The sequence below is a fragment of the Planotetraspora sp. A-T 1434 genome, assembly GCF_025420585.1.
Taxonomy (GTDB): domain Bacteria; phylum Actinomycetota; class Actinomycetes; order Streptosporangiales; family Streptosporangiaceae; genus JAOEGB01.
The window spans coordinates 218,135-244,518 of the sequence record NZ_JAOEGB010000010.1 but is presented as its reverse complement, the minus strand read 5'-3'; the positions used below and the strand labels follow the sequence as shown (position 1 = coordinate 244,518).

24 protein-coding genes are annotated in these 26,384 nt (G+C 69.8%); 11 read left to right on the top strand and 13 right to left on the bottom strand.

Translation table 11 applies throughout. From position 1 onward, the window contains the following. Positions 1-61 precede the first annotated feature (61 nt). Positions 62-661 (bottom strand): lytic transglycosylase domain-containing protein, encoded by a 600-nt coding sequence (locus N5079_RS15665; protein ID WP_315967841.1) that lies wholly within the window; start codon positions 659-661, stop codon positions 62-64. A gap of 373 nt (positions 662-1,034) precedes the next feature. Here N5079_RS15665 and N5079_RS15660 point away from each other — a divergent pair, with 373 nt between their 5' ends. Genes N5079_RS15660 through N5079_RS15650 form a run of 3 tightly spaced genes read left to right on the top strand, consistent with a single transcriptional unit; the run spans position 1,035 to position 3,710 of the window. Next, positions 1,035-1,709, top strand: coding sequence for a response regulator transcription factor (locus N5079_RS15660; protein ID WP_261584498.1), 675 nt, complete (start codon positions 1,035-1,037; stop codon positions 1,707-1,709). Next, entirely contained in the window at positions 1,706-3,136 is a 1,431-nt protein-coding gene (locus N5079_RS15655) for a sensor histidine kinase (RefSeq protein ID WP_261584497.1), read from the top strand. The genes N5079_RS15660 and N5079_RS15655 overlap by 4 nt, the downstream gene beginning before the upstream one ends. Positions 3,137-3,152: 16 nt before the next feature. Further along, entirely contained in the window at positions 3,153-3,710 is a 558-nt protein-coding gene (locus N5079_RS15650) for a hypothetical protein (protein WP_261584496.1), read from the top strand. Positions 3,711-3,717: 7 nt separating this feature from the next. On the opposite strand, the gene N5079_RS15645 is transcribed toward N5079_RS15650, so the two are convergent. The 7 genes from N5079_RS15645 to N5079_RS15615 form a co-directional block, all read right to left on the bottom strand. Next, complete coding sequence (locus N5079_RS15645; protein ID WP_261584495.1) at positions 3,718-5,028, bottom strand: PhoH family protein; 1,311 nt, start codon at positions 5,026-5,028, stop codon at positions 3,718-3,720. 231 nt (positions 5,029-5,259) lie between these two features. Next, a complete protein-coding gene (locus N5079_RS15640) occupies positions 5,260-6,021 on the bottom strand; it encodes an isoprenyl transferase (protein ID WP_261584494.1) in 762 nt (253 codons plus the stop codon). A 41-nt stretch (positions 6,022-6,062) separates the two neighbouring features. Continuing rightward, on the bottom strand, positions 6,063-6,434 hold the full coding sequence (locus N5079_RS15635) for a hypothetical protein (RefSeq protein WP_261584492.1): 372 nt from the start codon (positions 6,432-6,434) through the stop codon (positions 6,063-6,065). After that, positions 6,427-7,245 carry a DUF692 domain-containing protein gene (locus N5079_RS15630; protein ID WP_261584491.1) on the bottom strand — a complete coding sequence of 273 codons (819 nt, stop codon included), beginning with the start codon at positions 7,243-7,245 and terminating at the stop codon, positions 6,427-6,429. Before N5079_RS15630 ends, N5079_RS15635 begins: the two co-directional genes overlap by 8 nt. After that, positions 7,238-8,377, bottom strand: a complete 1,140-nt coding sequence (locus N5079_RS15625; protein ID WP_261584490.1) for a TIGR04222 domain-containing membrane protein — start codon at positions 8,375-8,377, stop codon at positions 7,238-7,240. Before N5079_RS15625 ends, N5079_RS15630 begins: the two co-directional genes overlap by 8 nt. A gap of 151 nt (positions 8,378-8,528) precedes the next feature. Next, positions 8,529-10,325: a phosphoenolpyruvate carboxykinase (GTP) gene (locus tag N5079_RS15620; RefSeq protein WP_261584489.1), complete on the bottom strand. Its 1,797-nt coding sequence runs from the start codon at positions 10,323-10,325 to the stop codon at positions 8,529-8,531. 282 nt (positions 10,326-10,607) lie between these two features. Continuing rightward, positions 10,608-11,126 (bottom strand): hypothetical protein, encoded by a 519-nt coding sequence (locus N5079_RS15615; RefSeq protein WP_315967840.1) that lies wholly within the window; start codon positions 11,124-11,126, stop codon positions 10,608-10,610. Between the two features lie 77 nt (positions 11,127-11,203). Here N5079_RS15615 and N5079_RS15610 point away from each other — a divergent pair, with 77 nt between their 5' ends. From N5079_RS15610 to N5079_RS15600, 3 genes are read left to right on the top strand one after another with little or no spacing between them, the layout of a single operon-like run. Next, positions 11,204-12,715: an MFS transporter gene (locus tag N5079_RS15610; RefSeq protein ID WP_261584488.1), complete on the top strand. Its 1,512-nt coding sequence runs from the start codon at positions 11,204-11,206 to the stop codon at positions 12,713-12,715. Then, the gene (locus N5079_RS15605) at positions 12,693-13,325 is read left to right on the top strand and encodes a TetR family transcriptional regulator (protein WP_261584487.1); all 633 of its coding nucleotides are present in this window, start codon (positions 12,693-12,695) and stop codon (positions 13,323-13,325) included. Before N5079_RS15610 ends, N5079_RS15605 begins: the two co-directional genes overlap by 23 nt. Positions 13,326-13,385: 60 nt before the next feature. Continuing rightward, on the top strand, positions 13,386-14,942 hold the full coding sequence (locus N5079_RS15600; RefSeq protein WP_261584486.1) for an ABC transporter substrate-binding protein: 1,557 nt from the start codon (positions 13,386-13,388) through the stop codon (positions 14,940-14,942). A gap of 1 nt (position 14,943) precedes the next feature. On the opposite strand, the gene N5079_RS15595 is transcribed toward N5079_RS15600, so the two are convergent. The 3 genes from N5079_RS15595 to N5079_RS15585 form a co-directional block, all read right to left on the bottom strand. Continuing rightward, on the bottom strand, positions 14,944-16,296 hold the full coding sequence (locus N5079_RS15595; RefSeq protein WP_261584485.1) for a C40 family peptidase: 1,353 nt from the start codon (positions 16,294-16,296) through the stop codon (positions 14,944-14,946). Positions 16,297-16,415: 119 nt separating this feature from the next. Further along, positions 16,416-16,916, bottom strand: coding sequence for a transcription elongation factor GreA (greA, locus tag N5079_RS15590; protein WP_261584484.1), 501 nt, complete (start codon positions 16,914-16,916; stop codon positions 16,416-16,418). Between the two features lie 75 nt (positions 16,917-16,991). Beyond that, positions 16,992-17,429 (bottom strand): DUF4307 domain-containing protein, encoded by a 438-nt coding sequence (locus N5079_RS15585; protein WP_261584482.1) that lies wholly within the window; start codon positions 17,427-17,429, stop codon positions 16,992-16,994. Positions 17,430-17,578: 149 nt separating this feature from the next. Here N5079_RS15585 and mca point away from each other — a divergent pair, with 149 nt between their 5' ends. From mca to N5079_RS15570, 3 genes are read left to right on the top strand one after another with little or no spacing between them, the layout of a single operon-like run. Beyond that, positions 17,579-18,460: a mycothiol conjugate amidase Mca gene (gene mca / locus N5079_RS15580; protein WP_261584481.1), complete on the top strand. Its 882-nt coding sequence runs from the start codon at positions 17,579-17,581 to the stop codon at positions 18,458-18,460. Between the two features lie 9 nt (positions 18,461-18,469). Then, positions 18,470-18,643, top strand: a complete 174-nt coding sequence (locus N5079_RS15575; protein WP_261584480.1) for a hypothetical protein — start codon at positions 18,470-18,472, stop codon at positions 18,641-18,643. After that, complete coding sequence (locus N5079_RS15570) at positions 18,640-18,957, top strand: GNAT family N-acetyltransferase (protein ID WP_261584479.1); 318 nt, start codon at positions 18,640-18,642, stop codon at positions 18,955-18,957. The genes N5079_RS15575 and N5079_RS15570 overlap by 4 nt, the downstream gene beginning before the upstream one ends. A 17-nt stretch (positions 18,958-18,974) precedes the next feature. Here N5079_RS15570 and N5079_RS15565 read toward each other — a convergent pair whose 3' ends face one another. Further along, entirely contained in the window at positions 18,975-20,123 is a 1,149-nt protein-coding gene (locus N5079_RS15565) for a hypothetical protein (RefSeq protein WP_261584478.1), read from the bottom strand. Between the two features lie 177 nt (positions 20,124-20,300). On the opposite strand from N5079_RS15565, the gene N5079_RS15560 reads away from it, so the two are divergent. Both N5079_RS15560 and N5079_RS15555 read left to right on the top strand, forming a co-directional pair. After that, on the top strand, positions 20,301-21,608 hold the full coding sequence (locus N5079_RS15560; RefSeq protein ID WP_261584477.1) for a hypothetical protein: 1,308 nt from the start codon (positions 20,301-20,303) through the stop codon (positions 21,606-21,608). Positions 21,609-21,684: 76 nt separating this feature from the next. Further along, positions 21,685-23,733, top strand: coding sequence for a thioredoxin domain-containing protein (locus N5079_RS15555; RefSeq protein WP_261584476.1), 2,049 nt, complete (start codon positions 21,685-21,687; stop codon positions 23,731-23,733). Positions 23,734-24,111: 378 nt separating this feature from the next. Here N5079_RS15555 and N5079_RS15550 read toward each other — a convergent pair whose 3' ends face one another. Continuing rightward, positions 24,112-26,367 (bottom strand): transglycosylase domain-containing protein, encoded by a 2,256-nt coding sequence (locus N5079_RS15550; RefSeq protein ID WP_261584475.1) that lies wholly within the window; start codon positions 26,365-26,367, stop codon positions 24,112-24,114. Between the last annotated feature and the right edge of the window lie 17 nt (positions 26,368-26,384).

Sequence of the window (26,384 nt, the reverse complement as noted above, 5' to 3'; positions counted from 1 at the left end):
CGAAAGGTCGACCAAACCTGACCAGAGTTTCGGCAGCGCCGTCTGGGGCCCCCGGGGTGGGTCAGTACCAGCCGGTCGCCTGGGAGTGGCCCCACGCGCCGCAGGGCGTCTTGTAGCGGCCGGCGATGTACCCGAGGCCCCACTTGATCTGCGTGGCGGCGTTGGTCTGCCAGTCTGAGCCCGCGCTGGCCATCTTGCTTCCCGGAAGGGCCTGAGGGATGCCGTACGCACCGCTGTAGCGGTTCATGGCCCGCTCGTTCCAGTGGCTCTCGCGGTCCCACAGCTTCTCCAGGCAGCCCCACTCGTCGCCCCAGCCGCGGGCCGCGGCCATCTCCTTGCCGAGCGCCTTGTTGCTGCCCGGGTCGGGGCTGGAGCCTGGCGGGAAGTCGGCGGGACTGAAGCCCCCGCCACCGGGCGCCTTCGGCACGATCTTGACCGGATCGAGCTTCTGACGGCCCTCTCTGATGGCTTTCAGCCTGCCCCGCTTGAGCGCCTGTACGGCGGCCGCCTTGAGGGCGTCGTCCTCCGGGTTGGGCGCGTAGGGGTCTGCATTGATGAGGTCGTTCAGGGTCAGCGGCTTCCTGGGGGCGTTCGCGTTCTCGATGGCGACGTGGACCACGTAGGCCGTGCCTCCCGCCAGAACGGCCACCGTGACGCCCATGATGGCGACGCGCTTGGGAGTCAGCCAGCCTGAACCCGGCCGCTCGTTCGTCCGCCTGGCACGCGTCCGTGATTTGGGCGGGTGATCCCTCAGCTGCTGACCAGAACTCACGGCCTATGAGCTTGCCCTGTCTTGGGGGGTGTTGCGCAACCCATACGTGGAACCCCGTTGGTGTTCTCTTGACCTAACCCGGCGGCCACTTGGGCTTTCCCGGAAATTGTGACTTTGGTCACAGGCCGTCTCGGGAGGCCGGGCCGCCGAACCCATAGGAGCCCCTTCCAGCCTGCCGTTCTTTCATGAGGATCACGTGCCGCGATCGTCACGATTTTGTGACCTAGCGGGGAACAGGCCACGTCAGACCCATAATGACCGCGTGGCAGGCATCCTCCTGGTCGAAGACGACCCCTCGGTCCGGGCCGGGCTCGAGCTCGCGCTCACCCGCCAGGGCCACTCCGTGACCTCGTACGCGACAGGGGAAGAGGCCCTCGACCACGTCCGCGCCCGCAGGCCGGAGATCGTCATCCTGGACGTGATGCTCCCCGGCATCGACGGGGTCGAGGTGTGCCGCCGTATCCGCAAGCTCGACTCCCTGCCGATCATCCTGCTCACCGCCCGGGGCGACGACCTCGACGTCGTCGTGGGGCTGGAGGCCGGCGCCGACGACTACGTGGTCAAGCCCGTCGAGCCGCGCGTCCTCGACGCCCGCATCCGGGCGATCCTCCGGCGGCTGGAGTCGGCGTCGTCCGACCGGGTGAGCTTCGGCGACCTGGTGATCGACCGCGGCGCGCTGAAGGTCAGCCTGAAGGGCCGCGAGATCCACCTGACCCCGACCGAGCTGCGGCTGCTGCTGGAGCTGGTCCGCCACCCCGGCCAGGTGCTCAACCGCCGCTATCTGCTCCGCGCGGTCTGGGACCACACGCATGTGGCGGATTCGCGGCTCGTCGACGCGTGCGTGCAGCGGATCCGGGCCAAGATCGAGCCGGTCCCCGCCGACCCGGTCTTCATCCACACCGTCCGCGGCTTCGGGTACCGCTTCAGCCCGCCATGACCTGGCTGCCGACCGGCCTCCGAGCCCGGCTGGTCATCACGTTCACCGTCGTCGCCGTGACGGCCTCCGCGATGGTCGCCGGGCTGGGATACCAGCTCGTCCGCAAGGAGCTGATCGAGCGGGCCGTACGCGGCTCAGTCGCCGACGTGCGGGACAAGCTCTCCAAGATCACCCTGCCGGTCGGCGCCAGCGACGTGGTCTGGCCGAGTGACACCACCGTCACCGACGAGGACCTCGCCGGCCTCGTTGACGCGCTCAACGGCCCCGCCCGCACGGTGATCGTGACGTACGGCGACCACCGGCGGACGAGCCCCGGCGGGCGGTTCACGATGTCCGACGTCCCCGACCAGCTCCGCTGGCAGGCCGCGAGGCGGCTGGTCTACCAGCGGGTCCGCCTCAGGGACGAGCCCTGGCTGATCGTCGCCACCCAGATCCAGCGGGTCAGTCAGAGCGGCACCCTGCGGACGACCGGCCTCTCGGCGTACGTCTTCGTGTCGCTGGGCGACGAGGAGGCCGTCCTGTTCCGGTTCCGCAACGCCCTCGGCCAGGCGGGCGGCATCACGCTGACGATCGCCCTGACCGTGGCGCTGCTGTCGGCTCGCCGGGTGCTGCTCCCCGTGCGCAGGCTCGGAGCCGCCGCCAGGGCCCTCGGAGCGGGCGACCTGCACATCCGGCTTCCCGTCCGGGGAAAGGACGAGCTGGCGGAGCTGACCGCCACCTTCAACGAGACGGCGGCCGCCCTGGAGGACACGGTCTCCGAGCTGCGCACCCTGGAGTCGATGTCCCGGCGTTTCGTCGCGGACGTCTCCCATGAGCTGCGCACGCCGCTGACGGCCATGACCGCGGTGACCGACATGCTCTCGGAGGACGCCGAGGAGCTGTCCGAAGACGCGGGCGAGGCCGTACGGATCGTCGTCCGGGAGATCGACAGACTCCGCGTGCTGGTGGAGCACCTGATCGAGGTGAGCCGTTTCGACTCCGGGGCGGCGGTGCTGAGATTGGAGTCCGTGGACGTGGGCGACACGCTGGCCGACTCCCTGGAGGTGCGCGGCTGGGCCGACCAGGTGAAGCTGATCGTCCCCGTCGGTCTCGCGTTCTTCCTCGACCCCCGCCGGTTCGACGTGATCGTGGCCAACCTCGTCGGCAACGCCCTGCACCACGGCTCCCTGCCGGTGGTGGTGACCGTCCGGCTCGCGAGGGGCGGCCTGGAGGTGACCGTCCGCGACCACGGGCCGGGCATCCCGGAGCAGGCGCTCCCCCACGTCTTCGACCGGTTCTTCAAGGCGGGACCGGGTCGCGCCCGGAGCGTGGGCAGCGGCCTCGGGCTCGCCATCGCCAAGGCCAACGCCGAGTTGCACCAGGGCGCCATCACGGTGCGGCGGTGCGAGCCCGGCACGCTGTTCACCCTGTGGATCCCACGACAATGACAGGACGATGAGGGCCATGCGGAGACTCTCGCGCCCGGCCCTGGCCGGCGCGCTCGCCGCCATGCTCACCGCCATCACGGCGGCGTGCGGGATCGAGCCGACCAAGGTGATCGACGTGGGCCCCGCCCCCGTCATCAGCGGGGCGTCCACGCCCGCCAGGATCTACATGATCCGCGACGGCAAGCTCTGGCTCACCACGGTCGCCGCCGCCTCACTCCAGGTCAACGACCTGATGTCCGCCCTGTTCAAGGCCAGCGGCCGGCCGGTGAACGGCCTGTCGACGGCGCTCACCGGGCTGACGCTGGCCGAGGTCCAGCTCGTCCGCTACACGCCCGACCCGAGCAGTCGCAACGACCCCGACAACACCCTCAGCCTGCGCATGCGGATCTTCGTCAGCGGCTGGAAGGTCTCCAGGACCGCCATGGCCCAGATCACCTGTACGGCACGGCTCCGCTCGGAGATCTGGGCCGTGGAGATCGCTCACACGACTCCCGGCAACACGGGACCGTTGAAGATCCACACGTGCCGGGAGTACTGGGATCTGGCCCCCAAGGACGGCCATCTCCCCCCGTGACCGACCGTCAGACGGTGATGTTCTCCAGCATCTCGGTCACCAGAGCGGCGATCGGGGAGCGCTCGGACCTGGTGAGCGTGATGTGCGCGAACAGCGGGTGGCCCTTGAGCTTCTCCACCACGGCCACCACGCCGTCGTGCCGGCCCACCCGCAGGTTGTCGCGCTGGGCGATGTCGTGGGTGAGCACGACCCGGGAGTTGGCCCCGATCCGCGACAGCACGGTCAGCAGCACCCCGCGCTCCAGCGACTGGGCTTCGTCCACGATCACGAAGGCGTCGTGCAGCGACCGGCCGCGGATGTGGGTCAGGGGGAGGACCTCCAGCATCCCGCGGTCGAGCACCTCCTCGATGACCTCGGGAGTCGTCACGGCGCCCAGCGTGTCGTAGACGGCCTGGGCCCACGGGCCCATCTTCTCGTTCTCCGAACCGGGCAGGTAACCGAGCTCCTGGCCGCCCACGGCGTACAGCGGGCGGAACACGATGACCTTGCGGTGCTGGCGGCGCTCCAGCACGGCCTCCAGGCCCGCGCACAGGGCGAGGGCCGACTTGCCGGTGCCCGCGCGGCCGCCCATGGAGACGATGCCGACCTCGGGGTCCATCAGGATGTCGAGGGCGATCCGCTGCTCGGCCGACCGGCCGTGCAGGCCGAAGACCTCACGGTCGCCCCGGACCAGCCGTACCGACTTGTCCGGCATGACGCGGCCGAGCGCGGAGCCACGGCTGGACAGCAGCCGCAGCCCTGTGTGGCAGGGCATGTCGCGGGCCTCTTCCAGGTCGGCCGTGCCGGCCTCGAAGAGCGCCTCGACGTCCTCGGTGGTGACCTGGAGCTCCGCCATGCCGGTCCAGCCGGACTCGACGACCATGCCCGCGCGGTACTCCTCCGCGCTCAGGCCGATGGAGGCGGCCTTGACCCGCATCGGCAGGTCCTTCGACACGAGGACCACGTCGCGGCCCTCCGCCGCGAGGTTCTGCGCGACCGTCAGGATGCGCGTGTCGTTGTCCCCGAGGCGGAATCCCGCCGGGAGGACGGATGGATCACTATGGTTGAGCTCGACCCGGATTGTGCCCTCGCCGACAGGCATGGGCTCATCCAGCCGTCCGTGCCGCACCCGAAGGTCGTCGAGGAAGCGAAGCGCCTCGCGGGCGAAGTAGCCCAGCTCGGGGTGATGCCGCTTGGCCTCCAGTTCCGTGACGACGACGATCGGAAGGACGACCTCGTGCTCGTCGAAGCGGCTCATCGCCGCCGGGTCGGCGAGCAGGACTGAGGTGTCCAGGACGTAGGTGCGGGATGTGGACGGGTTGCTCGAGGACACTGCCACGCGTTCTCCCCCGGGCGCTGTCGGGCGCCCTGCCTTGACTGGTGGTGAACGGACCGGGCCCGTGACCTGCCGAAGCGGGCCGGGACTCCGGCCCTCCTCGCAAGGTCGTGACGCAAGGACGGGCCCTCTCCCGAGGTAAGAGCCATCGATCCGCTCGATGGCCGCTTACCTACCACGGTACGTAATGAACCTCCGTCACCCAATAGGCTGAAAGGCCGTTCACGTACTGTTCTAGGAGCCGTACCGACGGTGACGCGCGGCATATGAGCGGAGTGCCCGCAGGAAGTCGACTCTGCGGAAGTCAGGCCAGTAGGCCTCGCAGAAGTAGAACTCGGAGTGGGCGCTCTGCCAGAGCAGGAATCCGGAGAGTCGCTGCTCTCCCGAGGTCCGGATGACAAGATCCGGGTCGGGGAGGCCGCGCGTGTAGAGATGCTCCGCGATGTGCTCGACATCGAGGACCTCGACGAGTTCCTCGATGCTCGCGCCCTTGCTTGCGTGCTCCTGGAGGAGGGAGCGCACCGCATCAGCGATCTCACGTCTTCCTCCATACCCAACCGCAACGTTCACAATCAGGCCGGGACGATGTGATGTGGTCTCTTTCGCATCTTTGAGGACACGAGCCGTGTGATCGGGCAGCAGGTCGAGCGACCCCATCGGCGTCACATGCCAGCCCTGATCGACGAGGTCCTGCACGAGACCCTCGATGACCTGCAGCAACGGCTCCAGCTCGGCCTTGTCCCTGGTGAGGTTGTCGGTGGACAGCAGCCACAGCGTCACGTACTCGACGCCGGCCTCCCTGCACCACACGAGCAGTTCCGAAATCTTGTCGGCGCCCTTCTGGTGCCCGCGGCTGACGTCGCGCAGGCCCATGGCCCTGGCCCAGCGCCGGTTGCCGTCGACGATCACGCCCACGTGCCGGGGGATCTGGTCAGAGGAGAGCTTCAGTTCGAGCCTGCGCTCGTACAGCTTGTACACGAGATCGCGCATGCCCATGAAGTCCTCTTCCCTTGCGACCCTGGAGCTCGGTCAGGCAATTATCGCGGGCGCCGCGAGGTGCCCGCGCCGCCCACGACGGGCGCGGGCCGGTCCGGTAGGCGTCCCTCCGAGCCCAGCCAGTCAAGGAACGCCCGGGCGTCGGCCCGCGACCCGCCGGCGGGTTTGGGACGGCCCTCGGCATAGGCGGCGAACTCCTTGGCGAAGGTCCCGCCGAGCGCCCTGACGAGGCCAGGGAGGACGCGGGCGACCGATCCCCTCCGCTTCGCCATCAGGCTGTGCGCCTGGATGCGGACGCGCGCCACGTCGAAGCCCTCGGGGATGGGGCCTCCCGCGACCAGAGCCGCCAGCAAATCCGCCTGCGCGGCGGCGAGCGACTCCCGGGCGCCGGGGTCTGCCCCTCGGTCAGGCACGGGACATCGCCGCCCGGATCCGGTCCAGCTCGCCCGCCAGCGTCGCGTCACTCGGGTAGTCGTCGTCCCATTCGAGCAGCACACCCGGAGGCCGTGCGCGGGCGCACAGCTCCGACAGCAGGTCCAGGACCTCGTCCGGCGCCGAGGCGGTGTGGGTGTCGTGCCACACGCCGTCGCGGGCGTGCCCTCCGGCCACGTGCACATAGGCGAGCTCGGCCAGGGGCAGGCCGTCCAGGGCGTCCCGCGCGTCCAGCCCGAGGTTGACCTGGTTCGTGTACAGGTTGGCCACGTCGATCAGCAGCTTCACGCCGGTGCGCTCGACCAGCTCCCCGAGGAACTCGGCCTCGGTCAGCTCGTCTTCCGGCCAGCCGAACAGGGCCGCGACGTTCTCCAGGGCGAGCGGCACCGGAAGGGCGTCCTGGGCGAGCCGTACGTTGCCGGCGACCACGGACAGCGCCTCCCGGGTGCGCGGGACCGGCAGCAGGTGCCCGGCTTCCAGGCCGCCGCCCCTGACGAACGCCAGGTGCTCGCTCACGAGGGGGGCGCCCAGCGCCTCGGCGCAGGCGGCCAGATGCCGGAGCCGGGAGGCGTCGGGTCTGTCGGCGCCTCCGATGCCGAGGCCGACGCCATGCGGGATGACCGGCACACCCCGGCCCCGCAGCACGGTGAGCGACTCGGGGACCCGCGCCGGGTTGACGTTCTCGGCGATCACCTCGACGAAGTCGACGCCGAGCCGCTCCACGGTGAGGTCGATCTCCGGCCGCCACCCGATCCCGACTCCCAGCTCCGCCGGCCCGGCGTGGTCAGCCACCGCCGCAGCCTCCTCCGCCGCAACTTGAACCGCAGCTGGAACCGCAGCTCGAACCGCCACAGCTTGAGCCGCCGGAGTCGCCGCCGCCGAAGTCACCGCCACCGGCTCCGCAACCCCAGCCGCCGGAGTCGCCCCATGAGGCCGATCCACTGTCGGATCCGCTACCTCCGCCGTCCGACCCGAACGCCGATCCGCCGTCCGGCGTGCCGCCTCCGCACGCCCCGGCCGCGCAGGTCGCGCCCGCGCCACCGGCCCCGTGGTGGACGATCTCCTCCCGGCCGATCTCGGCGGCCACGGCCTGGTCGCCGAACTGGCCGAGTCCGTAGAGCGCCACCGCGCCCGCCATCGCCGCGTACGCGGCCGATTCGGCGGCGATGGGATGGTGGACGGCCATGCCGGGCTCGTATCCGGCGCTGCTCAACGCGTAGAGGTCGGGCCCGGACACCGACCCGGCCGAATACGGCTGCCGCTTCCGGGCGGCCTGGAGTGCGTCGAGACCTCCCCTGGTGAGGAGTCCGCGCAGCGAGCGCGCGTGCCGCCGGTACGCGAGCAGGCCCCGCACGCCGGAGCCGCCCGCGAAGAGCACCGCGAGCAGGGTTGGGACGTTCCAGGGGACGAGACCCGTCGCCGCCATCACCAGCGAGAGCACCTCGACGCCGAAGGCCAGCAGGGTCAGGCCGCGCAGGCGCGCGTGGATCCGCCGCGGCTCCGTCAGGGAGCCGTCCGGAAGCAGCAGCCCCCGGCCGATCAGCCGGTGCTTGAGCCCCGTCATGGCCACGCCCCCGGCGACCTCGTGCCGGATCTCGCCGGCCGTACGGCCTCCGGGGGAGGACGCCTGGTCGAGGACGGCCTGCTCGACGGCGTCGCGGGAGGAGGTGGGGGCTCCTGCCACGGTGGTGATCCGGCCTCCGCGCGAGACGCGGATCCGGTCCTGTGCGGAGAGCAGCGCGATGGCCGTGTTGATCACCCGGCGCGGCCCTCCGGCGAGGTAGGCCAGCTCGTAGTGGTCGATGTCGGGCCGGCCGAGGGCCGTCACCGAGCGGATCCGGCCGTGCACGCGGTTGAGCGTGGACACGGCCGAGCCGAGGAGCACCGCGACCACCGTCGCGGCGAGGAAAAGCACTAACTCCATGTCCGCCCTCCTGGGGGAGGAGGGGGGCGCCGCGGCACGGCTCCTGTGTCCGGTACGGCGTGTGCCCCGTCTACTTGGTAGACGTTCTCATCGACCCGGAAGTTTCGCATCCCTGGCGAGACCGGCAGGCGCGCACGCCGTACGGGCGGGATCAGCCGAGGCGTTTCACCAGGGCGCGGTACTCGTCCCAGAGCTCCACGGGGAGGTGGTCGCCGAAGGTCTCGAAGAACCCGGGGACGAGCGCGGCCTCCTCGCGCCAGACGTCGGCGTCGACGCTCAGCAGGAGATCCAGATCGTCCCGCGAGATGTCCAGACCCTCGGTGTCGAGCGTGGCCGGCAGGTTGCCGATCGCGGTCGGTACGGCTTCCGCCTCGCCGTTCAGCCGCTCGACGATCCATTTGAGAACCCGCATGTTCTCGCCAAAGCCCGGCCACACGAACCGGCCGCCCGCGTCCTTGCGGAACCAGTTCACGTAGTAGATCCGCGGCAGCTTCGCCGGGTCGGCCGTCTTGCCGATCTTGACCCAGTGGGCGAAGTAGTCGCCCATGTTGTAGCCGCAGAACGGGAGCATCGCGAACGGGTCGCGGCGCAGCTCGCCGACCTTGCCCTCGGCGGCGGCCGTCTTCTCCGAGGCCACGTTGGCGCCGAGGAACACCCCGTGCTGCCAGCTCAGCGACTCGGTGACGAGCGGCACGGCGGTGGCCCGCCGGCCGCCGAACAGGATCGCCGAGATCGGCACGCCCTCCGGATCCTGCCATTCGCGGGCGATGGTCGGGCACTGCTCGGCCGGCGTCGTGAACCGGGCGTTCGGGTGGGCGGCGGGCTCGGCGGAGTCCGGCGTCCAGGAGCGGCCCCGCCAGTCGGTCAGGTGCGCGGGCGGCTCGTCGGTGAGGCCCTCCCACCACACGTCGCCGTCGTCGGTCAGCGCGACGTTGGTGAAGATGCTGTTGCCCCAGAGCGTCCTGACCGCGTTGGCGTTAGTGGACTGGCCCGTGCCGGGCGCGACGCCGAAGAAACCGGCCTCGGGGTTGATGGCGTAGAGGCGGCCGTCCTGCCCGAAGCGCATCCAGGCGATGTCGTCGCCGATCGTCTCGACCTTCCAGCCCGGGATGGTCGGCTGGAGCATGGCGAGGTTGGTCTTCCCGCACGCCGACGGGAAGGCGGCCGCGACGTAGCGGGCCTCCCCCTTGGGCGGGGTGAGTTTGAGGATCAGCATGTGCTCGGCGAGCCAGCCCTCGTCGCGGGCCATCACGCTGGCGATGCGCAGCGCGTAGCACTTCTTGCCGAGCAGCGCGTTGCCGCCGTAGCCGGAGCCGTAGGACCAGATCTCGCGGGTCTCCGGGAAGTGACTGATGTACTTGGTCTGGCTGCACGGCCACGGCACGTCGGCCTGGCCCGCCTCCAGCGGCGCGCCGACGGAGTGGACCGCCTTGACGAAGTCACCGCGCTCCTCGATCAGGCGCAGCGCGTCCTCACCCATCCGGGTCATGATCCGCATCGACACCACGACATAGGGCGAGTCGGTGATCTCCACGCCGAGCTGGGAGATGTTCCCGCCCAGCGGACCCATGCAGAACGGCACGACGTACATCGTCCGGCCCCGCATGCAGCCCTTGAAGAGGGTGGAGAAGGTCCGGCGCATCTCGGCGGGCGCGATCCAGTTGTTGGTCGGCCCCGCGTCCTCGGGCCGCTCCGAGCAGATGAACGTGCGGTCCTCCACGCGGGCGACGTCGCTGGGGTCCGAGGCGGCGTAGAAGCTGTTGGGCCGTTTCACCAGGCGCGTGAGCGTGCCCTGCCGTACGAGCAGGTTGGTCAGGCGGGTCCATTCGGCCTCGGAACCGTCGCACCATTCGATCCGGTCGGGCTGGGTCAGCTCGGCGATCTCTCTGACCCAGTCGGCCAGCTCGGCGTGAGTGGTCGGAAGGGATACCTCTACTGAAACGGACACGGGGCGGCTCCTTATCCTCTCAGGGCCAAGTCATCATCAACGATGAATAGCCGCCGAATCCAATTGGCGTAGACCACAAAGTTTCCACGCCGTTAATTCGGCGATATTCACCGTCACGAAGCCCCGAATGGGCGTCAGGCCAGGCTGGGGCCGTGATGGTGCGTGGGAGCTTACCCACTTTGGCCACTTCCGAAGAAACATCCCGTTTCCCTTACCCACCTCCCGCGAGTTACACATTGGTATAGGCCAATGTGAATGGTCCAGACCTTTGCGTGAATTGGTTTAGTCCACCAGTCCGGGGCCTTCCGCGCGGACCCGGTCGACGTGCTGGAGGGCATCCCGCAGGTCAGCGAGCCATGTGTCGGTGTGCTTTCCGACGAGCCTGACGCACCAGGCAAGCGCGTCGCTGCGACTGCGCGCCACTCCCGCGGCGACCAGTGTGTCCAGGACCTGCCGCTCGGACTGGCGGAGGCGGGTCATGACCGGCACGGACAGAGTGGTGAACATCACTGTCTCGCCGTCGACCACGACGCCCCAGGAGACCTTCCGGCGGAAGCGGTGCTCGGCCTCTCGGGCGATCTCGACGCGACGCTCGCGGGTCTCCTCGCGGAAGCGCTCGACATACCCCTCCGCGGCGGCGGCGCGCTCCAGGTCGGGAAGCCCCTGGGCGACCGCGAGCGGCGGAAGCGTGCCGATGATCGTGATCTCCTCGCGGTCGAGCACGATCTGGGGCCGGTCGGCGAACCAGCCCTCCGGAAGACGGCCGGCGAACCAGGCCCTCAGCTGTTCCTCTGCATTCATGTAATCAAGATTACAGCGACCATCGCCGCAAGCCAATATGTTGACAGTGACATCTATTTGATAGCTACTATCAAAATATGGTTACTTCCACTTCCCGGTGGTGGGCGCTCGGCGCCCTCGTGCTCAGCGTCCTGGTGATCGGCCTCGACGCGACCGTCCTCAACGTGGCGCTCCCCACGCTCGCCACCGACCTCGGCGCAGGCACCGGCGATCTGCAATGGATCGTCGACGCGTACATGGTGCCGTTCGCCGCCCTGATGCTCCCGGCCGGCGCGTTCGGCGACCGGTTCGGGCGAAAGCGCCTGCTCCTGGGAGCCCTGGCCGCCTTCGGGGTGGCGTCGTTGATCGCGACCATGGCAGGCGGCACCGGCTCCCTGATCGCCGCCCGCGCGCTCATGGGCGCGGGCGCCGCGGTGATCATGCCGCTGTCCACGTCGATCCTGCCGGTGATCTTCCCTCCGGCCGAGCGCGGCCGGGCGATCGCGGCCTGGACGGCGGCCATGGCCCTCGGCCTGCCGCTCGGGCCCATCGTGGGCGGCTACCTGCTCGACCACTTCTGGTGGGGCTCGATCTTCCTGATCAACATCCCGGTCGTGGTGATCGCGCTGGTGGCGGGGGCCGTGCTCATCCCCGAGTCGCGTGACCCCTCCGCTCCGCGGCTGGACCTTCCGGGCGCCCTCCTTTCGGTGACCGGCCTCGCGGCGCTGGTGTACGGGCTGATCCAGGCCCCGGCCGACGGCTGGGGGGACGCCAAGGTCCTGGCGGCGCTCGCGGCGGGAGCCGTACTCCTCGTGGCGTTCGTCCGGGTGGAGGCCAGGACCAGGCAGCCCATGATGGATCTCAAGCTGTTCCGCGACCGCGTCTTCGTGTGGGGCGCGATCGGCGCGACCTTCGTCAGCCTGGGGATGTCCGGCGTGCTGTTCGTCGTCCCCCAGGATCTGCAGGCCGTGCTGGGCCACGACGCCTTCGGCACCGGCATCAGGATCACCCCGATGGTCGCGGGACTCATGGTGGGCGGCCTGACCGGCGAGCGACTGCTGAAGCGCTTTGGCCTCCGGCAGGTGATGACCGGGGGCCTGGCAGTCCTCGCCGCGGGCTTCGGCCTCGGCGCGATGACCCAGGTGACCAGCGGCTACGGCTACATCGCCACCTGGCTCTCGGTCGTCGGCGCGGGCGTGGGCCTGGCGATGGTCCCGGCCATGGACGGCGTGCTCGCCACGCTTCCGGAGGACCGCTCCGGCTCGGGGTCGGCGACCCTGCAGACGATGCGGCAGGTCGGCGGCACGCTGGGCGTCGCGGCACTGGGCAGCCTGCTGTCCGCCGCCTACATCGGCGGGCTCCCCTCGGGCGCGCCCAAGGCGGCGCAGGACTCGATCACCGGCGCCGTGGCGCTCGCCGCGAGAGCGGCCGACGCGTCTCTCCTGCAGGCCGCCCAGGTCTCGTTCGTCTCGGCGATGGACCAGGTCCTCCTCGTGTGCGGCGCGACCTCGCTCCTGGCGGCCCTCCTCATGGCGGTCTTTCTTCCCGGCCGTACGGCGAGGCCCGGCGGAGCGGCAGAATCGGAGCATGAGCTCACCACGGCGCGCTGACCGGGCGTCCCGCTCCCCCGAATGTGCGGTAACGAGCCTCCGGGAGCGCAAGAAGGCCAAGACTCGGCGGACGATCCAGGAGCAGGCCCTGCGGTTGTTCGCCGAGCAGGGTTACGAGGCCACCACCGTGGAGCAGATCGCCGAGGCGTCCGAGGTCTCGCCCAGCACGTTCTTCCGCTACTTCCCCACCAAGGAAGACGTGGTCATCCAGGACGACTACGACCCCCTGCTGATGGAGACGCTCAAGCACCAGCCGCCGAATCTGCCGCCCATCCGGGCGATTCGCCTGGCCTTCCAGGAGGCCCTCGCCCAACTCTCGGCCGAGGAACAGGCGCAGGTCCTGTTCCGGGCCAAGCTGTCCACGAGCGTCCCGGCCCTGCGCGCGCGGACCGCGGACGGCCTGTTCGCCACGATCGACATGCTCACCGGGTCCGTCGCCGAGCGGTCCGGCCGTGATCCCGGCAGCCCAGCCGTACGGGCGCTCGTCGGCGCGGTGATGGGGGTGACGTTCTCCGCCATCTTCGCCTGGGTCGAGCAGGACGGCGCCACTCCCCTGCCCGTCATCCTGGACGAGGCCCTCGGCTACCTGGAATCCGGCCTGCCAATCTGATCTTCGCCGCTAGGATGATCGCTCTGTCCGTGAACGGGGCGTTCATCCCGGAGGAATCTCGTGCCTCACCGCAGGCTGGGCCTCGCCCTCGCCCTACTCTCGTCCACGCTGGTCGCCATGCCGACGTCCGCCTCGGCAGCGGCCGGGGACACCGAGATCACGGTCGTGACCTGCGCGCCGTACGAGACGGTGACGCTGGGGAACGCGGGCGTCTGCGGAGCTGACGTGCTCGACGCGCTGTTCACCGGGCTCACCGAGTACGACCCCGTAACGGGCCGCTCGTCTTACGCGGTCGCCAAGTCGATCACCACGAGGGACAACCGGCGGTTCACGGTCACGTTGCGGAAGGGCTGGACCTTCCACGACGGCACCCCGGTCAAGGCCCGTAACTTCGTCGAGGCGTGGAACCAGACCGCCTTCTCGAAGGGGACGTCGTCGTTCCTGTTCGAGGACATCAAGGGGTACGGCACGCGGAGGATGTCCGGCCTCAAGGTGATCGACGACCACACCTTCACGATCGAGCTGAACAGGCCCTTCGGGCCTTTCGTGAAGAAGCTCGGTCAGGTGGCGTTCTCGCCGCTGCCCGACTCGATCCTCGCCAAGCCGTCGTCGTTCGCGGCGATCCCGGTCGGCGACGGCCCGTTCCAGCTCACCTCAGGGAAGCCGGGCTCCGATGCCGTCGTCGAACGTTACGACGGCTACGCGGGGACTGTGCGGACCAACGTCTCGAAGATCACCTACCAGGTGTTCTCGGACTGGGACGCGAGCTATCGGGCCCTCATCTCCGGCGATGTCGACTTCGTCGGCCTGATCCCGTACTCGAAACTGACCCGCTACAAGAAGGACCTGCACGGCCGGGTCATCGACCGGGCGGGGAACACGCTGCAGACCGTCGACTTCCCGATCTCGCTCGCGACCGACGCCGACTTCCGCAAGGCGATCTCCATGGCGATCGACCGGGAGACGATCACCAAGCGGGTCTTCGCGGGGCTGCGGGTTCCCGCCCACTCGTTCGTCTCACCCGTCGCGGAAGGGGCCCGGCGGAACGCCTGCGGCCAGGTGTGCGCCTACAACCCCTCCCTGGCGCGGAGGTACCTGGCCAAGGCCATGTCGAAGGGCTTCCGGCCCCCGGCGGCCCTGCCGCTCTACTACAACGCCGACAGCGCCCACGGAGAGTGGGTCGACGCGCTCGCGGCGAGCGTGAACAAGACCTTCAACGGCAAGGTGAAGATCGTTCCGACGGGGATCAAGACCTACGACGAGTTCATGAAGGCCCAGTCGGCCGGGACCCTCCACGGGATGTTCCGCGCGGGCTGGGTGCTGGACTTCCCGCACATCCAGAACGCCCTCGGCCCGCTCTACGCCTCGGACGGGTACGCCAACTACTCGGTCTACCAGAACAAGAAGTTCGACGGCCTCCTGAACGCGGCCGACCGGCAGATCTCCCCGGCCAAGGCGATCAAGCTCTACCAGCGGGCCGAGTCGCTGCTGGTCAAGGACATGCCGGCCATCCCGCTCTGGTTCTACCGCGACCTGTCGGGCTACTCCGCCAAGATAACGACGGCGAAGCTCACGCCGTTCGGCTGGCTGGACCCCAACTCGGTGACGGTCTCGTAGCTCAGCGGACGCGGGCGGACACCAGGGGACTGATCCGCACTACACCGGCCAGGTTGCGCGTGTAGATCTTGGCGATCCGCACGACGTCGCCCGTGTGCGGGGCGTGGAGCATCTTGTCCCCGCCCCAGTAGATCGCCACATGCGAGATGTAGCCGGGGTTGGTCGGGTCGTTACGCCAGAAGAGCAGGTCGCCGGGCTGCGCCTGGGAGAGGGGGATCTGCGGCCCGCTCGCCCACTGCTGCGCCGCCACGCGCGGCATCCGCACTCCCGCCTGCCCGTAGGCCCACTGCACCAGCCCCGAGCAGTCGAAGCTGTCCGGCCCCTCCGCCCCCCAGACGTACGGCCGGCCGAGCTTGCCGATCGCGGCCTGCAACGCGACCTGGAGCTGCTGGGCGGACATGAACGCGGTGGAGGGCCACACCGTCCCGGCCCCACCCGGGCTCGTCCTTGGCGCGACCGTGACGGGGTTGATCGTGGCGACCTGGCTGCCCTTGGGCAGGATCTTCAGCAGCCTCGCGCGCAGCTTCCGCGAGTCGGCCTTGGGCGCGCTCACGACCAGGGCGTTGCCCTCGGGAATGCCCAATGAGCTGGCGGTCTGCCGGGACACGATCGCCGCGATGGAGCCCATGCCGACCGTGGCGTACGCCCCGACCCGCAGCCGCCGGCCTCCCCCGTCCACGACGGACCCCAGTTCCAGGCCCCCGTCGTGGCCGAGCTCGAACGAAACGGCCATGTCCCCGGCGGCGATGTTGGTCCAGAGCGCGTCCGACCCCGCCGTGGACGACGGTGTGTAGGCCCGGAACGTCGATGGGTCGACGCCCATCGTCGGCACCCGCTTGCCGTCCACCGTCACCTCGGCGGCGTCGGTGACCTCGGCCGCCACCACGCCCTTCTGGTGGCGCACCCTGTCCACCACCTTGGGTGCGAGGGCCCGGTTCGCGACCACGAAGAGATGGGGCTGGACCAGCCTCTTCAGCGGGGCGACCGCCGCCGTGGCGGCCTCCGCCGGCCCCGGCTTACGCTCGTCCACCGCGGCGACGTAGTCACCGTGCTGACGCGCCGGTCGTTGCGGATACCGTACGGCCACCGCCTGCGACTCCGGCCCGCCGAGCTCTTCGAGGATCACCAGGTCGGCGGCGAGGACCGAGACCAGCAGCACGGCGATGAGCGGCACGTCGCGGCGTAAGTTCCGGGATCGGCGCGCCCGGTCCCGCAACGGGTCTTGCCAGGGACTCGGCCAGGGGGCGCGCCCGGACATCCTGGGCCGGTAGGCGAGGTCCTGGCGGGCCTCCGACAGCACTCGGCCGAGGCTCTTCCGGACACGGGTGAAAACGCGCGCTCGATGGTCGAGCACGTTCTCACCCCTTCCACGGCAATGGTCCGTTCCATGAACGAGCCTGCCGTACGGCCGGGAATCCCGCAATCAGCGGCGGGACCCCCGGCACCTGGTGTCCCTGATTACCTGGCCTTGGACTAGTTGCCGATGTACGGCACGGCCTCGAGGATCTCGACGGTGTTCTGCCGGCCGTTCGGCAGCGTGTAGGTCGCCTTCTCGCCGATCTTCTTGCCGTTGATCGCGGCACCGAGGGGGGACTTCGGCGAGTACACGTCGATGGGGGCGCCGCTCTCCTCGCGGGAGGCCAGCAGGAAGGTGACCTCCTCCTCGTCGCCGCCGAAACGGACCGTCACGGTCATGCCGGGGCCGACGACGCCTTCGGCGCGCGGGGCCTCGCCCACCTTGGCGCTGTCGAGGATCTGGCGGAGGTGGAAGATGCGGGCCTCCATCTTGCCCTGCTCGTCCTTGGCGGCGTGGTAGCCGCCGTTCTCCTTGAGGTCACCCTCTTCCCGGGCGGCTTCGATCTTCTTGGCGATGTCCGTGCGACCCGGGCCCGAAAGGTACTCGTACTCCTCCTTGAGGCGGTCATACGCCTCTTGCGTCAGCCAGGTGACGTTTTCGTTCTGGGAGACGGCCACGGGTTCTCCTTGTTCCTGTAAGTGACTCGAAAGGCTGACAAGTTAACGCCTTCGAACGCTTCCCCAAAGATTCCACTATACGAGATTGCAGTACTGGACGTGCACTGCTGTGGCCTGGGCACTGGTCTTCAGGCGCTCGGTGAACGCCAGGTCGGACTTCCCCCGGGGAACGTCGATCTCACGGCTGCCCACCTCGATGTGCTGGGTGTCGACCGCCCGCAACCGGCACGTCGCCTCGCGATCGGCGGGCTTGTGCACGGAGAAGGTTATCTGGGCGGAGGTGGGAGCGCTCGCGTCGAACGCGATGACTTCGGCCCGCACCTCGGGGTTGCCGCGCGCGGCCACCATGACGTATCCCCAGCCACCAGCCATGATGGCGACGATCGCGCCGATGATGAGGTATGCCAGGAATCGCCCGGGACCGGCCGGACGCTCCTCGAAGTCGTCCGGCGTCCCGAGGATCGGGCGAGCCCCCGGGCCGCCGGCTGTGCCGTTGGCCTCGTCGCTGGGCATGACGGAATCTCCCTGCGCTCTCTCGGCGTTGTCCGAGACAATTGTTCATAGAGGGCCATGGCGGGGTCGCGGCACGCGACGAATCCGAAGCACACGGCCAATTAGAAGCTAACCTCTCTGGGGAGCTACAGAACACCATGAGGAGAGCCGTGAGTGCACCGCTGAGGCTGATGGCCGTTCACGCGCACCCCGACGACGAGTCGAGCAAGGGTGCCGCCACGATGGCCCGCTACGTCGCCGAGGGCGCCGAGGTCCTCGTCGTGACGTGCACGGGCGGTGAACGTGGCTCGATCCTCAACCCGAAGATGGATCGACCGGACATCCTGGACAACATCGCCGAGGTGCGCCGCCAGGAGATGGAGAAGGCGCGGGACATCCTCGGCGTGAAGCAGCAGTTCCTCGGCTTCGTGGACTCCGGGCTGCCGGAGGACGAGAACGAGCCTCTCCCCGAGGGTTGCTTCGGCCTGCAGCCGATCGAGGTGGCGTCCGCGCCACTTGTGGCCGCCGTCCGCGAGTTCCGCCCCCATGTGATCTTGACTTATGACGACAACGGCGGCTACCCGCACCCCGACCACATCATGACGAACCGGGTGTCGGTGGAGGCCTTCGAGGCGGCGGGGGACCCCGACCGTTACCCGGGCACCGGGGAGCCGTGGCAGCCGCTGAAGCTTTACTTCCACATGGGCTTCACCCGCGAGCGTTTCGAGGCGCTGCACGACGCCATGACCGAGCGCGGGATGGGCTCGCCGTACGGCGACTGGATCGCCCGGTGGGAGGACCGCCCGCAGAAGTGGGACATCACCACCCGGGTGCCGTGCGCCGACTACTTCGAGACCCGTGACCTCGCCCTGCTGGCGCACGCCACCCAGGTCGACCCGGACGGGTTCTGGTTCGTCTGCCCGCGCGAGATCCAGCAGGAGGTCTGGCCCACCGAGGACTACCACCTGGCGCGGTCTCTGGTGGACACGACCCTTCCCGAGGACGACCTGTTCGCGGGGATCCACGCGGGGGTCTCCCCCGCCTGCTCGTAAGCTTGAGGTGTGAACGCCACTCCCGACTACTCCAACGTCGGTCCCGGGATCCTCGCATTCCTTGTCGTCGCCGCGATCGGTCTCGCGCTGTTCTTCCTCATCAAATCGATGAACAGGCAGTTCGCCAAGATCCAACCGCGGGACGACAAGCCCGAGGACCGTCAGAACGGAGCCGGTGAGTGATCGAGGTCGTCGACAACCCCGGGGCAGCACGCTACGAGATCCTGGTCGACGGCCGGATCGCCGGCTTCGCGCAGTACCGCCTGCGGCCCGGAAAGATCACCTTTACGCATACCGAGATCCGCGACGAGTTCGAGGGCCAGGGCCTGGGCGGCAGGCTCGTCTCCACGGCCCTGGACGGGTCGCGGGCCGCGGCCCTGGAGGTCGCGCCGCTGTGCTCGTTCGTCGCCGGGTACATCCAGCGCCACCCGGAGTACCGCGACCTCGTGGACGAGAACTACCGCGAGTTCGTGTCCTCCTCCACCGACGAGCCGTAAGGCCGGACTCCCCGGCCTCAGTCCACCGACCAGGCGCGTTCCAGCGCCTTCGGCAGGCCCCACCAGCCCAGCGGGGTGAGAACCTCCGCCTTGTCCACAATGCCGAGGTGCGCCCACAGCGGCGTGACCGCCGTGAACAGCATCTCGGTGGCCTCCAGGTCCTCCGGCTCGTCCGGCTCCACGTCGATGTCCTCGGAGTCGGCGATGAACCGGGCTATCCGCTCGGGGGACGCGAGCACCCCCGGCCCGTAGCGGGCGAGCGCGGTCACGGCCGCCAGCCAGTCGGCGTGGTGGATGGCGCACAGCGAAGCCAGTATCGAGTCCTCGTGGCTCAGCTCGCCCTCCATGTCGAAGAAGCGGGCGGCGTCCTCCTCATCCGGAAGGTCGGAGATCGGGGCCGAAATCCCGGCGGCCACGGCGAGCCAGAGATCCTCGTCCCGCTCGGGGAGGATCCCGTCGTCCAGGCCCGCGCAGGCGCGCAGCACGTTGCCCGGATAGCCGGTCTGGGTGAGCGTGACGCGGAGCCGCCCGGCGGCCGACCGCAGGTCGGCGGCGGGGAAGGGAGGCTCGGGCAGCCCCTCGAGCACCCGGCGGAGCTCGCTGAGCGCGAACGCCTCCTCCTCGTCCCAGGCCGCGAACAGCTCCTGATCCTGTTCGTCGCTCACCACGACGCTCGGCACCCGGCCGTCGGGCAGCGGCGTGCTGAGCCAGCGCTCCTGGAGCTCCTCGTACGCGTGGCGGGCGTCGGTGTCTCCGGCGGCCAGCGCGTCCGCGTCGATCTCGCCGGCGGCGACCCGCTGCTCCAGGAACTCGACCATGCGCTCGTACATCTCGGTCGCCACCGGGCCGCGCTCGCTCTCGTCGGGCCACACGAAGTAGCTGCGGGTGAGCAGGATCGGCTCGGTCCCGCTGGACTCCAGCCAGCGCTGCACGTCGCCCACCGTGGCGACCCCGGACTCGATCCGGGCGAGGATGCTCTTGGCCGATTCCCAGAACGTGACGGACAGCGGGTTGCCGGCGGCCAGCAGCTCCCTGCGCAGGTCGGGAAGGGAGACCAGGGCCTGCCCCGACGGTACGGCGAGCAGTGCGCGTGCCACGTCACGCCGCGTCAGCGCCGTCGCCGGCCGACCCGAATGGTTGACCGCGAAGTCCAGATCCAAGCTCACGCCCCGTGAGCCTACGCCGCACGACGCCGGAACACATCCCCGGCCACCCCCGGCGGTTCATCGCCGCCTCGCCGGACGGATCTCTCACGCCCTCGCCCAGGCCGTACGGCGTGCCGCGACAGCGATTACTACTGTCAGCACTTTAAGGATTACCCACAGTTAGTTTATTGTCTGGCCATGGCCGAGAGACTCGCGAAGGCGCATTACTCCCCCGCGTTGTTCGACCTCGCGCGGGACATCACCGGCGGACTGCCGATCAAGCTCGTCGAGCTCTGGATCGAGAGTGAACAGAGCTCCGACGCCGCGCTGCGCCTGCTGAAGGAGCACAAGGTCCTGGGCTACACCGTCGTCTCCGACTCCGCCGGCCTGACGAGGCTGACCCGCCAGAAGGGCCTGATGGAGATCCTCGCCCTGATCGACCGGCCCAAGCAGATCGTGTACGGCCATGGCACCGCCATCGGAGGCGAGGGCGTGGGCATCTGGGCCGCCGACAACACGCAGATGCTCTATCCCCCTTCGACCGGCGCCGATGTGCTGCTCTCCAGCCTGCTCACCGTGCAGGACGAGATCGCGCGCCGCTGCCGGGTCCAGATCGGCCTCGGGGCGCACTTCGGCGAGTTCTACCGCCTGGCGGGCGGCCTCTACGGCGGCGAGGCCAACGCGATCGAGGAGATCACGGAGAACGACACCGAAGCGGGAGAGATCCTCGTCAGCCAGACGGTCGTTGACCAACTGCCGGACGGCCACACCTTCACCCTCACCCGCAAGGACGGCGAGCATCCGGCGATCGGCGCGATGTACCGCGTGCTCGACGGCCCCCGCCTCAACGACGTGCAGCCGGTCGGCGGGCACTACCCGATCCCCTACTCCGAGGTCTTCTACACCGGCCTCGTCGCCTACGCGGAACGTCTGGACGACGCTGCCGCCTTCGGCCGCCGGCTCGCGGACAGGCATCTGCGGGACAGCACGGTCGTCCTCGTCGAGCACCATGCCCACCCGGCCCACGCTGCCCAGCCTGCCCACCGGGCCCACCCGGCCCACGCTGCCCGCCCGGCCCGAGACCACGAGGCCTCCCTGCTGAACGAGCTGGCGCTCTCGGCGCTCATGAAGGACACCGGCCTGCGCCATCTCCCCGAAGACGGCGCTTCCGAGGTCAAGGTCTCCGGCCGCCTGGGGATCTACCTCTTCGACGACCCCACCGCCGCTGTCGGCTTCGCCCGGAAGGTCCGGGGGGACCTGGAGGAGCGGCAGATCACCTGCCGGATCGGCATCGACGCCGGGCCCGTCCTGGTCAGCGGACTGCCCGGTGGCGGCACGGACATCGCGGGCATGCCCGTCAACATCGCCTCCAAGATGGCCCAGGACATGGGCCGGCCAGGCCGGATATATCTGAGCGAGGCGCTGCGGGAGCATGCCGACCCGGCGCACTTCAGCCCGGTGCACTTCACCGTCTCCGGAGTCCAGATGACCGCCTTCGAAGGCTGAACCCCGCGCACGACCCCCGCGAGACGGCGTGCCTTACCCGCATCGTCCTCTTCTGACGGTGTGAGAGGCTGATCGTATGAATCGGCTGGGTGGTGAGACCTCTCCCTACCTCCTCCAACATGCTGACAATCCGGTGGATTGGTGGCCATGGGGAGAGGAGGCGATGCGAGAGGCGAGCAACCGGGACGTGCCCCTGCTGATCAGCGTCGGCTACTCCGCCTGCCACTGGTGCCACGTCATGGCGCATGAGTCGTTCGAGGACACGGCGACCGCGCGGCTCATGAACGAGCTGTTCGTCAACGTCAAGGTCGACCGGGAGGAGCGGCCCGACGTCGATGCGGTCTACATGGCCGCCACCCAGGCGATGACCGGGCACGGCGGCTGGCCGATGACGGTCTTCGCCACGCCCGGCGGCCACCCGTTCTACACGGGGACCTACTTCCCGCGCGCCCAGTTCCAGCGGCTCCTCCACGGGGTCTCCGAGGCCTGGCGGAACGATCGGGAGGCCGTCGTCGCCCAGGGATCGGCCGTCGTCCAGGCGCTCAACGAGCGGGCCGCCCTGCCGTCGGGCCCGCTGCCGACCACCGAGACGCTGCAGCAGGCCGTACGGAATCTCGCGGGGAGCTTCGATCCACAACGCGGCGGCTTCGGCGGCGCGCCCAAGTTTCCGCCGTCGATGGTCCTGGAGTTCCTTCTCCGGCACGGCACGAGCGACGCCCTCGCCATGGCCGGCGCGACACTGGAGGCCATGGCCAGGGGCGGCATGTACGACCAGCTCGGCGGGGGCTTCGCCCGCTACTCGGTGGACGCGGACTGGGTGGTCCCCCATTTCGAGAAGATGCTGTACGACAACGCCCTGCTGCTGCGGGTCTACGCCCATTGGTGGCGGTCCACCGGGTCCGTGCCGGCCAGGCGCGTGGCCCTGGAGACCGCCGACTGGCTGCTCCGCGAAATGACCACTCCCGAGGGCGGCTTCGCCTCCGCGCTCGACGCCGACAGCGAGGGGCCGGACGGCTCCCACGGAGAGGGCCTGTTCTACGTCTGGACGCCCGAGCAGCTCCACGACGTGCTGGGAGCCGACGACGGCGCCTGGGCGGCCTCGCTGTTCGAGGTCACCGGCACGTTCGAGCACGGGACCTCCGTCCTCCAACTCCTCGCCGACCCCGACGACCAGGCCCGGTTCGACCGGGTCCGTACGGCACTGCGCGCCGCCCGCGAGAAGAGGCCACGGCCCGGGCGGGACGACAAGGTGGTCGCGGCGTGGAACGGGCTCGTCATCGCGGCGCTCGCCGAGGCCGGAGCCCTGTTCGAACGGCCCGACCTGGTAGACGCCGCCCGAACGGCGGCCGCCCTGCTCGCCGACCTTCACATGGAGGGCCACGACCACATGGAGGGCCACGACGGCCGCCGTGAGGACGGACGGGGGCCGGCGCGGCTGCTGCGGACCTCCCGGGACGGGCGAGCGGGGGCCAACCCCGGAGTCCTGGAGGACTATGCGAACGTGGCCGAGGGCTTTATCGCGCTCTATGGCGTGACCGGCGAGACCCGGTGGTTCCATCTGGCCGGCGATCTCCTGGAGACCGTGCTCATCCGGTTCCCGGACGGGTCCGGGGGGTTCTTCGACTCGGCCGACGATGGTGAGCGGCTGTTCCAGCGGCCCCAGGACCCGACCGACAACGCCACGCCGTCGGGGCAGTTCGCGGCGGCGGGCGCGCTGCTGTCCTACGCGGCGCTCACCGGATCGGCCCGGCACCGGGAGGCCGCCGAGGCGGCGCTCGGAGCGGTGTCCGTGCTGGCCGGCAAGTACGCCAGGTTCGCCGGCTGGGGGCTGGCGGTGGCGGAAGCAGCGCTTGGGGGCCCCGCCGAGGTGGCCGTCATCGGCCCCGCCGACGACCCCCGGACCAGGACGCTGCACCGCGCCGCCCTCATGTCCAACGCCCCGGGCCTGGTCATCGCCCTCGGCCCCGGAACACCGGAGGCGGGCGTGATCGGGGCGGAGGACGTCCCGCTGCTTGAGGGGCGCGGCATGGTCGGCGGCGAACCGGCGGCGTACGTGTGCCGCCGCTTCACCTGCCGGGCCCCGGTGACCACCCCCGCCGAGCTCCGCGCCGAACTGGCCCGCTAACCCCCCCACTCCCGGCGTGATCATGCAGAGATTCCCGGGCATGCCGCACGACCAGCGCCGACCTCAGTTGTGATCATGCACATGTTCCCGCACGCGCCGTCCCACCTGGCGCTTTGTGCAGCGTGACCATGCATGACGAGGGTGCGCCCGGCGGACGGATACTGCATGATCACGAACAGTGTCGGCCCTGGTCAGACCGCGTACGGCGGAATCTATGCATGATCACGAACAGTGTCGGCCCTGGTCAGACCGCGTACGGCGGAATCTATGCATGATCACGAACCGGGGAACCCCGTGGAGCCCCTTGTCGCCGAGCTTCCCGGGAAACCCTGCATGATCACGGCGACGGTTACGTGACCGGCTCTCTTAAAAAGATCTCTAGAAGCCCGGATCGCCGAAGCCGTCGTCTGGGGGCGCGCCGCCGTCGCCGTCGCCGGGACCGCCGCCTCCCGGACCGTCCCCTCCGGGGCCGCCGCCGGGATCACCGCCTCCGTCGCCGTGGTCGCCGCCGCCGGGCTGGTCACCGGGGCCTCCGGGGACGCCCACGCCGGGATCGCCCGGCTGGCCGTCCCCCGTGCCGCCTTCTGAGGGGTCCTGCTCCGGCGCCCAGGTGTCTCCCGGGGACGGCGACGCGGTGCCTGTGCCGGGCAGGGCGGACCGGCTGTTGCCGTACCCGTCCCAGTAGTAATAGGGGTCCCAGGACACGGGGTCCGGGAAGTCCTTGACCGGCTTGCCGTCCATCGCCTCGCTCATGAACTCTTTCCAGATCTCGGCGGGCAGCGTTCCGCCGTACAGCTCCCCGTAGCCGGGCACGGTCACCGGCTTGTTGTCGTCGCGGAACATGTTGACCGCGACCGAGAGCTGCGGGACGTAGCCGCTGAACCAGACGGCGGCCGACTCGTCGGTGGTGCCCGTCTTGCCGGCCACCGGCCGGTCGTAGAGGCGGGCCGCCGTGCCGGTGCCGCCCTGCACGACCTGTTCCAGGGCGTACGTCGTGTCGGCGGCGGTGTCCTCGCTGAACGCCCGCGTGCCGGGCGTGGTGACCTTCTTCTTCTGCCCCTTGGCGTCGGTCACCGACCGGATCACGTGGGCGGCGTGGTGGACGCCCTGAGCGGCGAACGTGCCGAACCCGGACGCCTGCTGGACGGCGCTCACCGAGGCCACGCCCAGCGGGAACGTCGGGGCGGACTCGTGCGGCGCGAGCTGCCCCGCGGGGATGCCCGCGGCCTCCGCCGCCGCCGCGACCTTCTTGAGGCCGACGATCTGCCCGAGGTCGACGAAGGCCGTGTTGACCGAGTGGCGGGTCGCGTCGACCAGCGTGATGGCCGAGCCGTACGACCTGCCGTCGGAGTTGGGGATCTCGGCCGAGGCGACCCGCATCGGCGAGTTGCCGTTGACCCTGGTGCCGAGCCCGTAGCCGGCCTCCAGGGCGGCGGCCAGCGTGTACGGCTTGAAGGTCGAGCCGGCCTGGACCTTGGCCGAGAAGGCGTTGTCGTACTGGTTGGTCTCGTAGCGTCCGCCGTAGAAGGCGACGACCTCGCCGGTGTCCGGGTCGACGGCGGCCAGGCCGGTCCTGACGTTCTTGGGCGTGTCGTCCGGCAGGATCGACTTCACGGCCTGCGCTGCCAGCGCCATGAGCTTCTTGTCGAAGGTCGTGGTGATCTTCAGCCCGCCGTGGTTGATGTCCTCGTCGGTGTAGCCCATCCGGTTCAGCTCGGCTCGCACCTGAGCCAGCATGTAGCCGTTCTGGCCGCCGAGCGAGAGGGGGGCCTTCTGGGTGGCCAGCTCGGGGAACGCCTGCCGCTCGGCCTCGTCACGGCTGAGCGCGCCCGTCTCCACCATGCCGTCGACCACGGTCTTCCAGCGGGAGCGCACCGCGTCGAGGTCCGCGCCCCGGGGGTCGGCGAACCTGGACGGCTGCTGTATCACCGCGGCGAGGTAGGCGCCCTCGGCGGGAGTGAGGTCGCGCACGTCCTTGGCGAAGTAGGCCCGGGAGGCGGCCTGGATGCCGTACGCGCCGCGTCCGAAGTAGATCGTGTTGAGGTACTGCTCCAGGACCCAGTCCTTCGACTTCGAACGGTCGACCTTCAGCGAGATCATGATCTCTTTGAGTTTGCGCCCGATGGAACGTTCCTGGCCGAGGCCGCTGTAGTAGTTGCGGACCATCTGCTGGGTGATCGTGGAGCCGCCCTGGAGCTGGTGGCCGGTGAGGGTGGACCACATGGCCCGCGCGGTGCCGGAGAGCGAGACACCCTTGTCCTGATAGAACGTCCGGTTCTCGGCGGCGATGACGGCGCTCCTGACGACCTGCGGCACCTGGCTGAGCGGCACGTTCTTCCGGTTGACGCCCTCGGTGGCGAGCACGGTCCTGCCGTCCCGGTAATAGATGACCGAGCCCTGGGCCGTGGCGAGCGGCTGGGCGGTGTCGGGAATGGGGGTCAGCGCCCACACGGCGGCGATCATCGCGGTGAGAGCGAGAACACAGGCGGCGAAGGTGACCAAAAGGATCCGGAGCAGCCGCCGCCGCTTCTTCCCCGGCTTCTTCGCCGGGCGCGCGGGAACCGGACCGGCGAGCGGCGTGAACGCGCTGTGTCGCCCCGCCCCCTCCCCGCGGGCCGGTTCGTCCGGCTCCACAGGACCTTCCTCGCCGC

Bases quoted from the DNA above. Each gene is read 5' to 3' on its own strand.
- N5079_RS15665 (WP_315967841.1), bottom strand. From the start codon at position 661: ATGGGCGTCACGGTGGCCGTTCTGGCGGGAGGCACGGCCTACGTGGTC.
- N5079_RS15655 (WP_261584497.1), top strand. From the start codon at position 1,706: ATGACCTGGCTGCCGACCGGCCTCCGAGCCCGGCTGGTCATCACGTTC.
- N5079_RS15650 (WP_261584496.1), top strand. From the start codon at position 3,153: ATGCGGAGACTCTCGCGCCCGGCCCTGGCCGGCGCGCTCGCCGCCATG.
- N5079_RS15640 (WP_261584494.1), bottom strand. From the start codon at position 6,021: ATGGGCATGCGCGATCTCGTGTACAAGCTGTACGAGCGCAGGCTCGAA.
- N5079_RS15625 (WP_261584490.1), bottom strand. From the start codon at position 8,377: ATGGAGTTAGTGCTTTTCCTCGCCGCGACGGTGGTCGCGGTGCTCCTC.
- N5079_RS15615 (WP_315967840.1), bottom strand. From the start codon at position 11,126: ATGAATGCAGAGGAACAGCTGAGGGCCTGGTTCGCCGGCCGTCTTCCG.
- N5079_RS15610 (WP_261584488.1), top strand. From the start codon at position 11,204: ATGGTTACTTCCACTTCCCGGTGGTGGGCGCTCGGCGCCCTCGTGCTC.
- N5079_RS15605 (WP_261584487.1), top strand. From the start codon at position 12,693: ATGAGCTCACCACGGCGCGCTGACCGGGCGTCCCGCTCCCCCGAATGT.
- N5079_RS15585 (WP_261584482.1), bottom strand. From the start codon at position 17,429: ATGCCCAGCGACGAGGCCAACGGCACAGCCGGCGGCCCGGGGGCTCGC.
- N5079_RS15560 (WP_261584477.1), top strand. From the start codon at position 20,301: ATGGCCGAGAGACTCGCGAAGGCGCATTACTCCCCCGCGTTGTTCGAC.
- N5079_RS15555 (WP_261584476.1), top strand. From the start codon at position 21,685: ATGAATCGGCTGGGTGGTGAGACCTCTCCCTACCTCCTCCAACATGCT.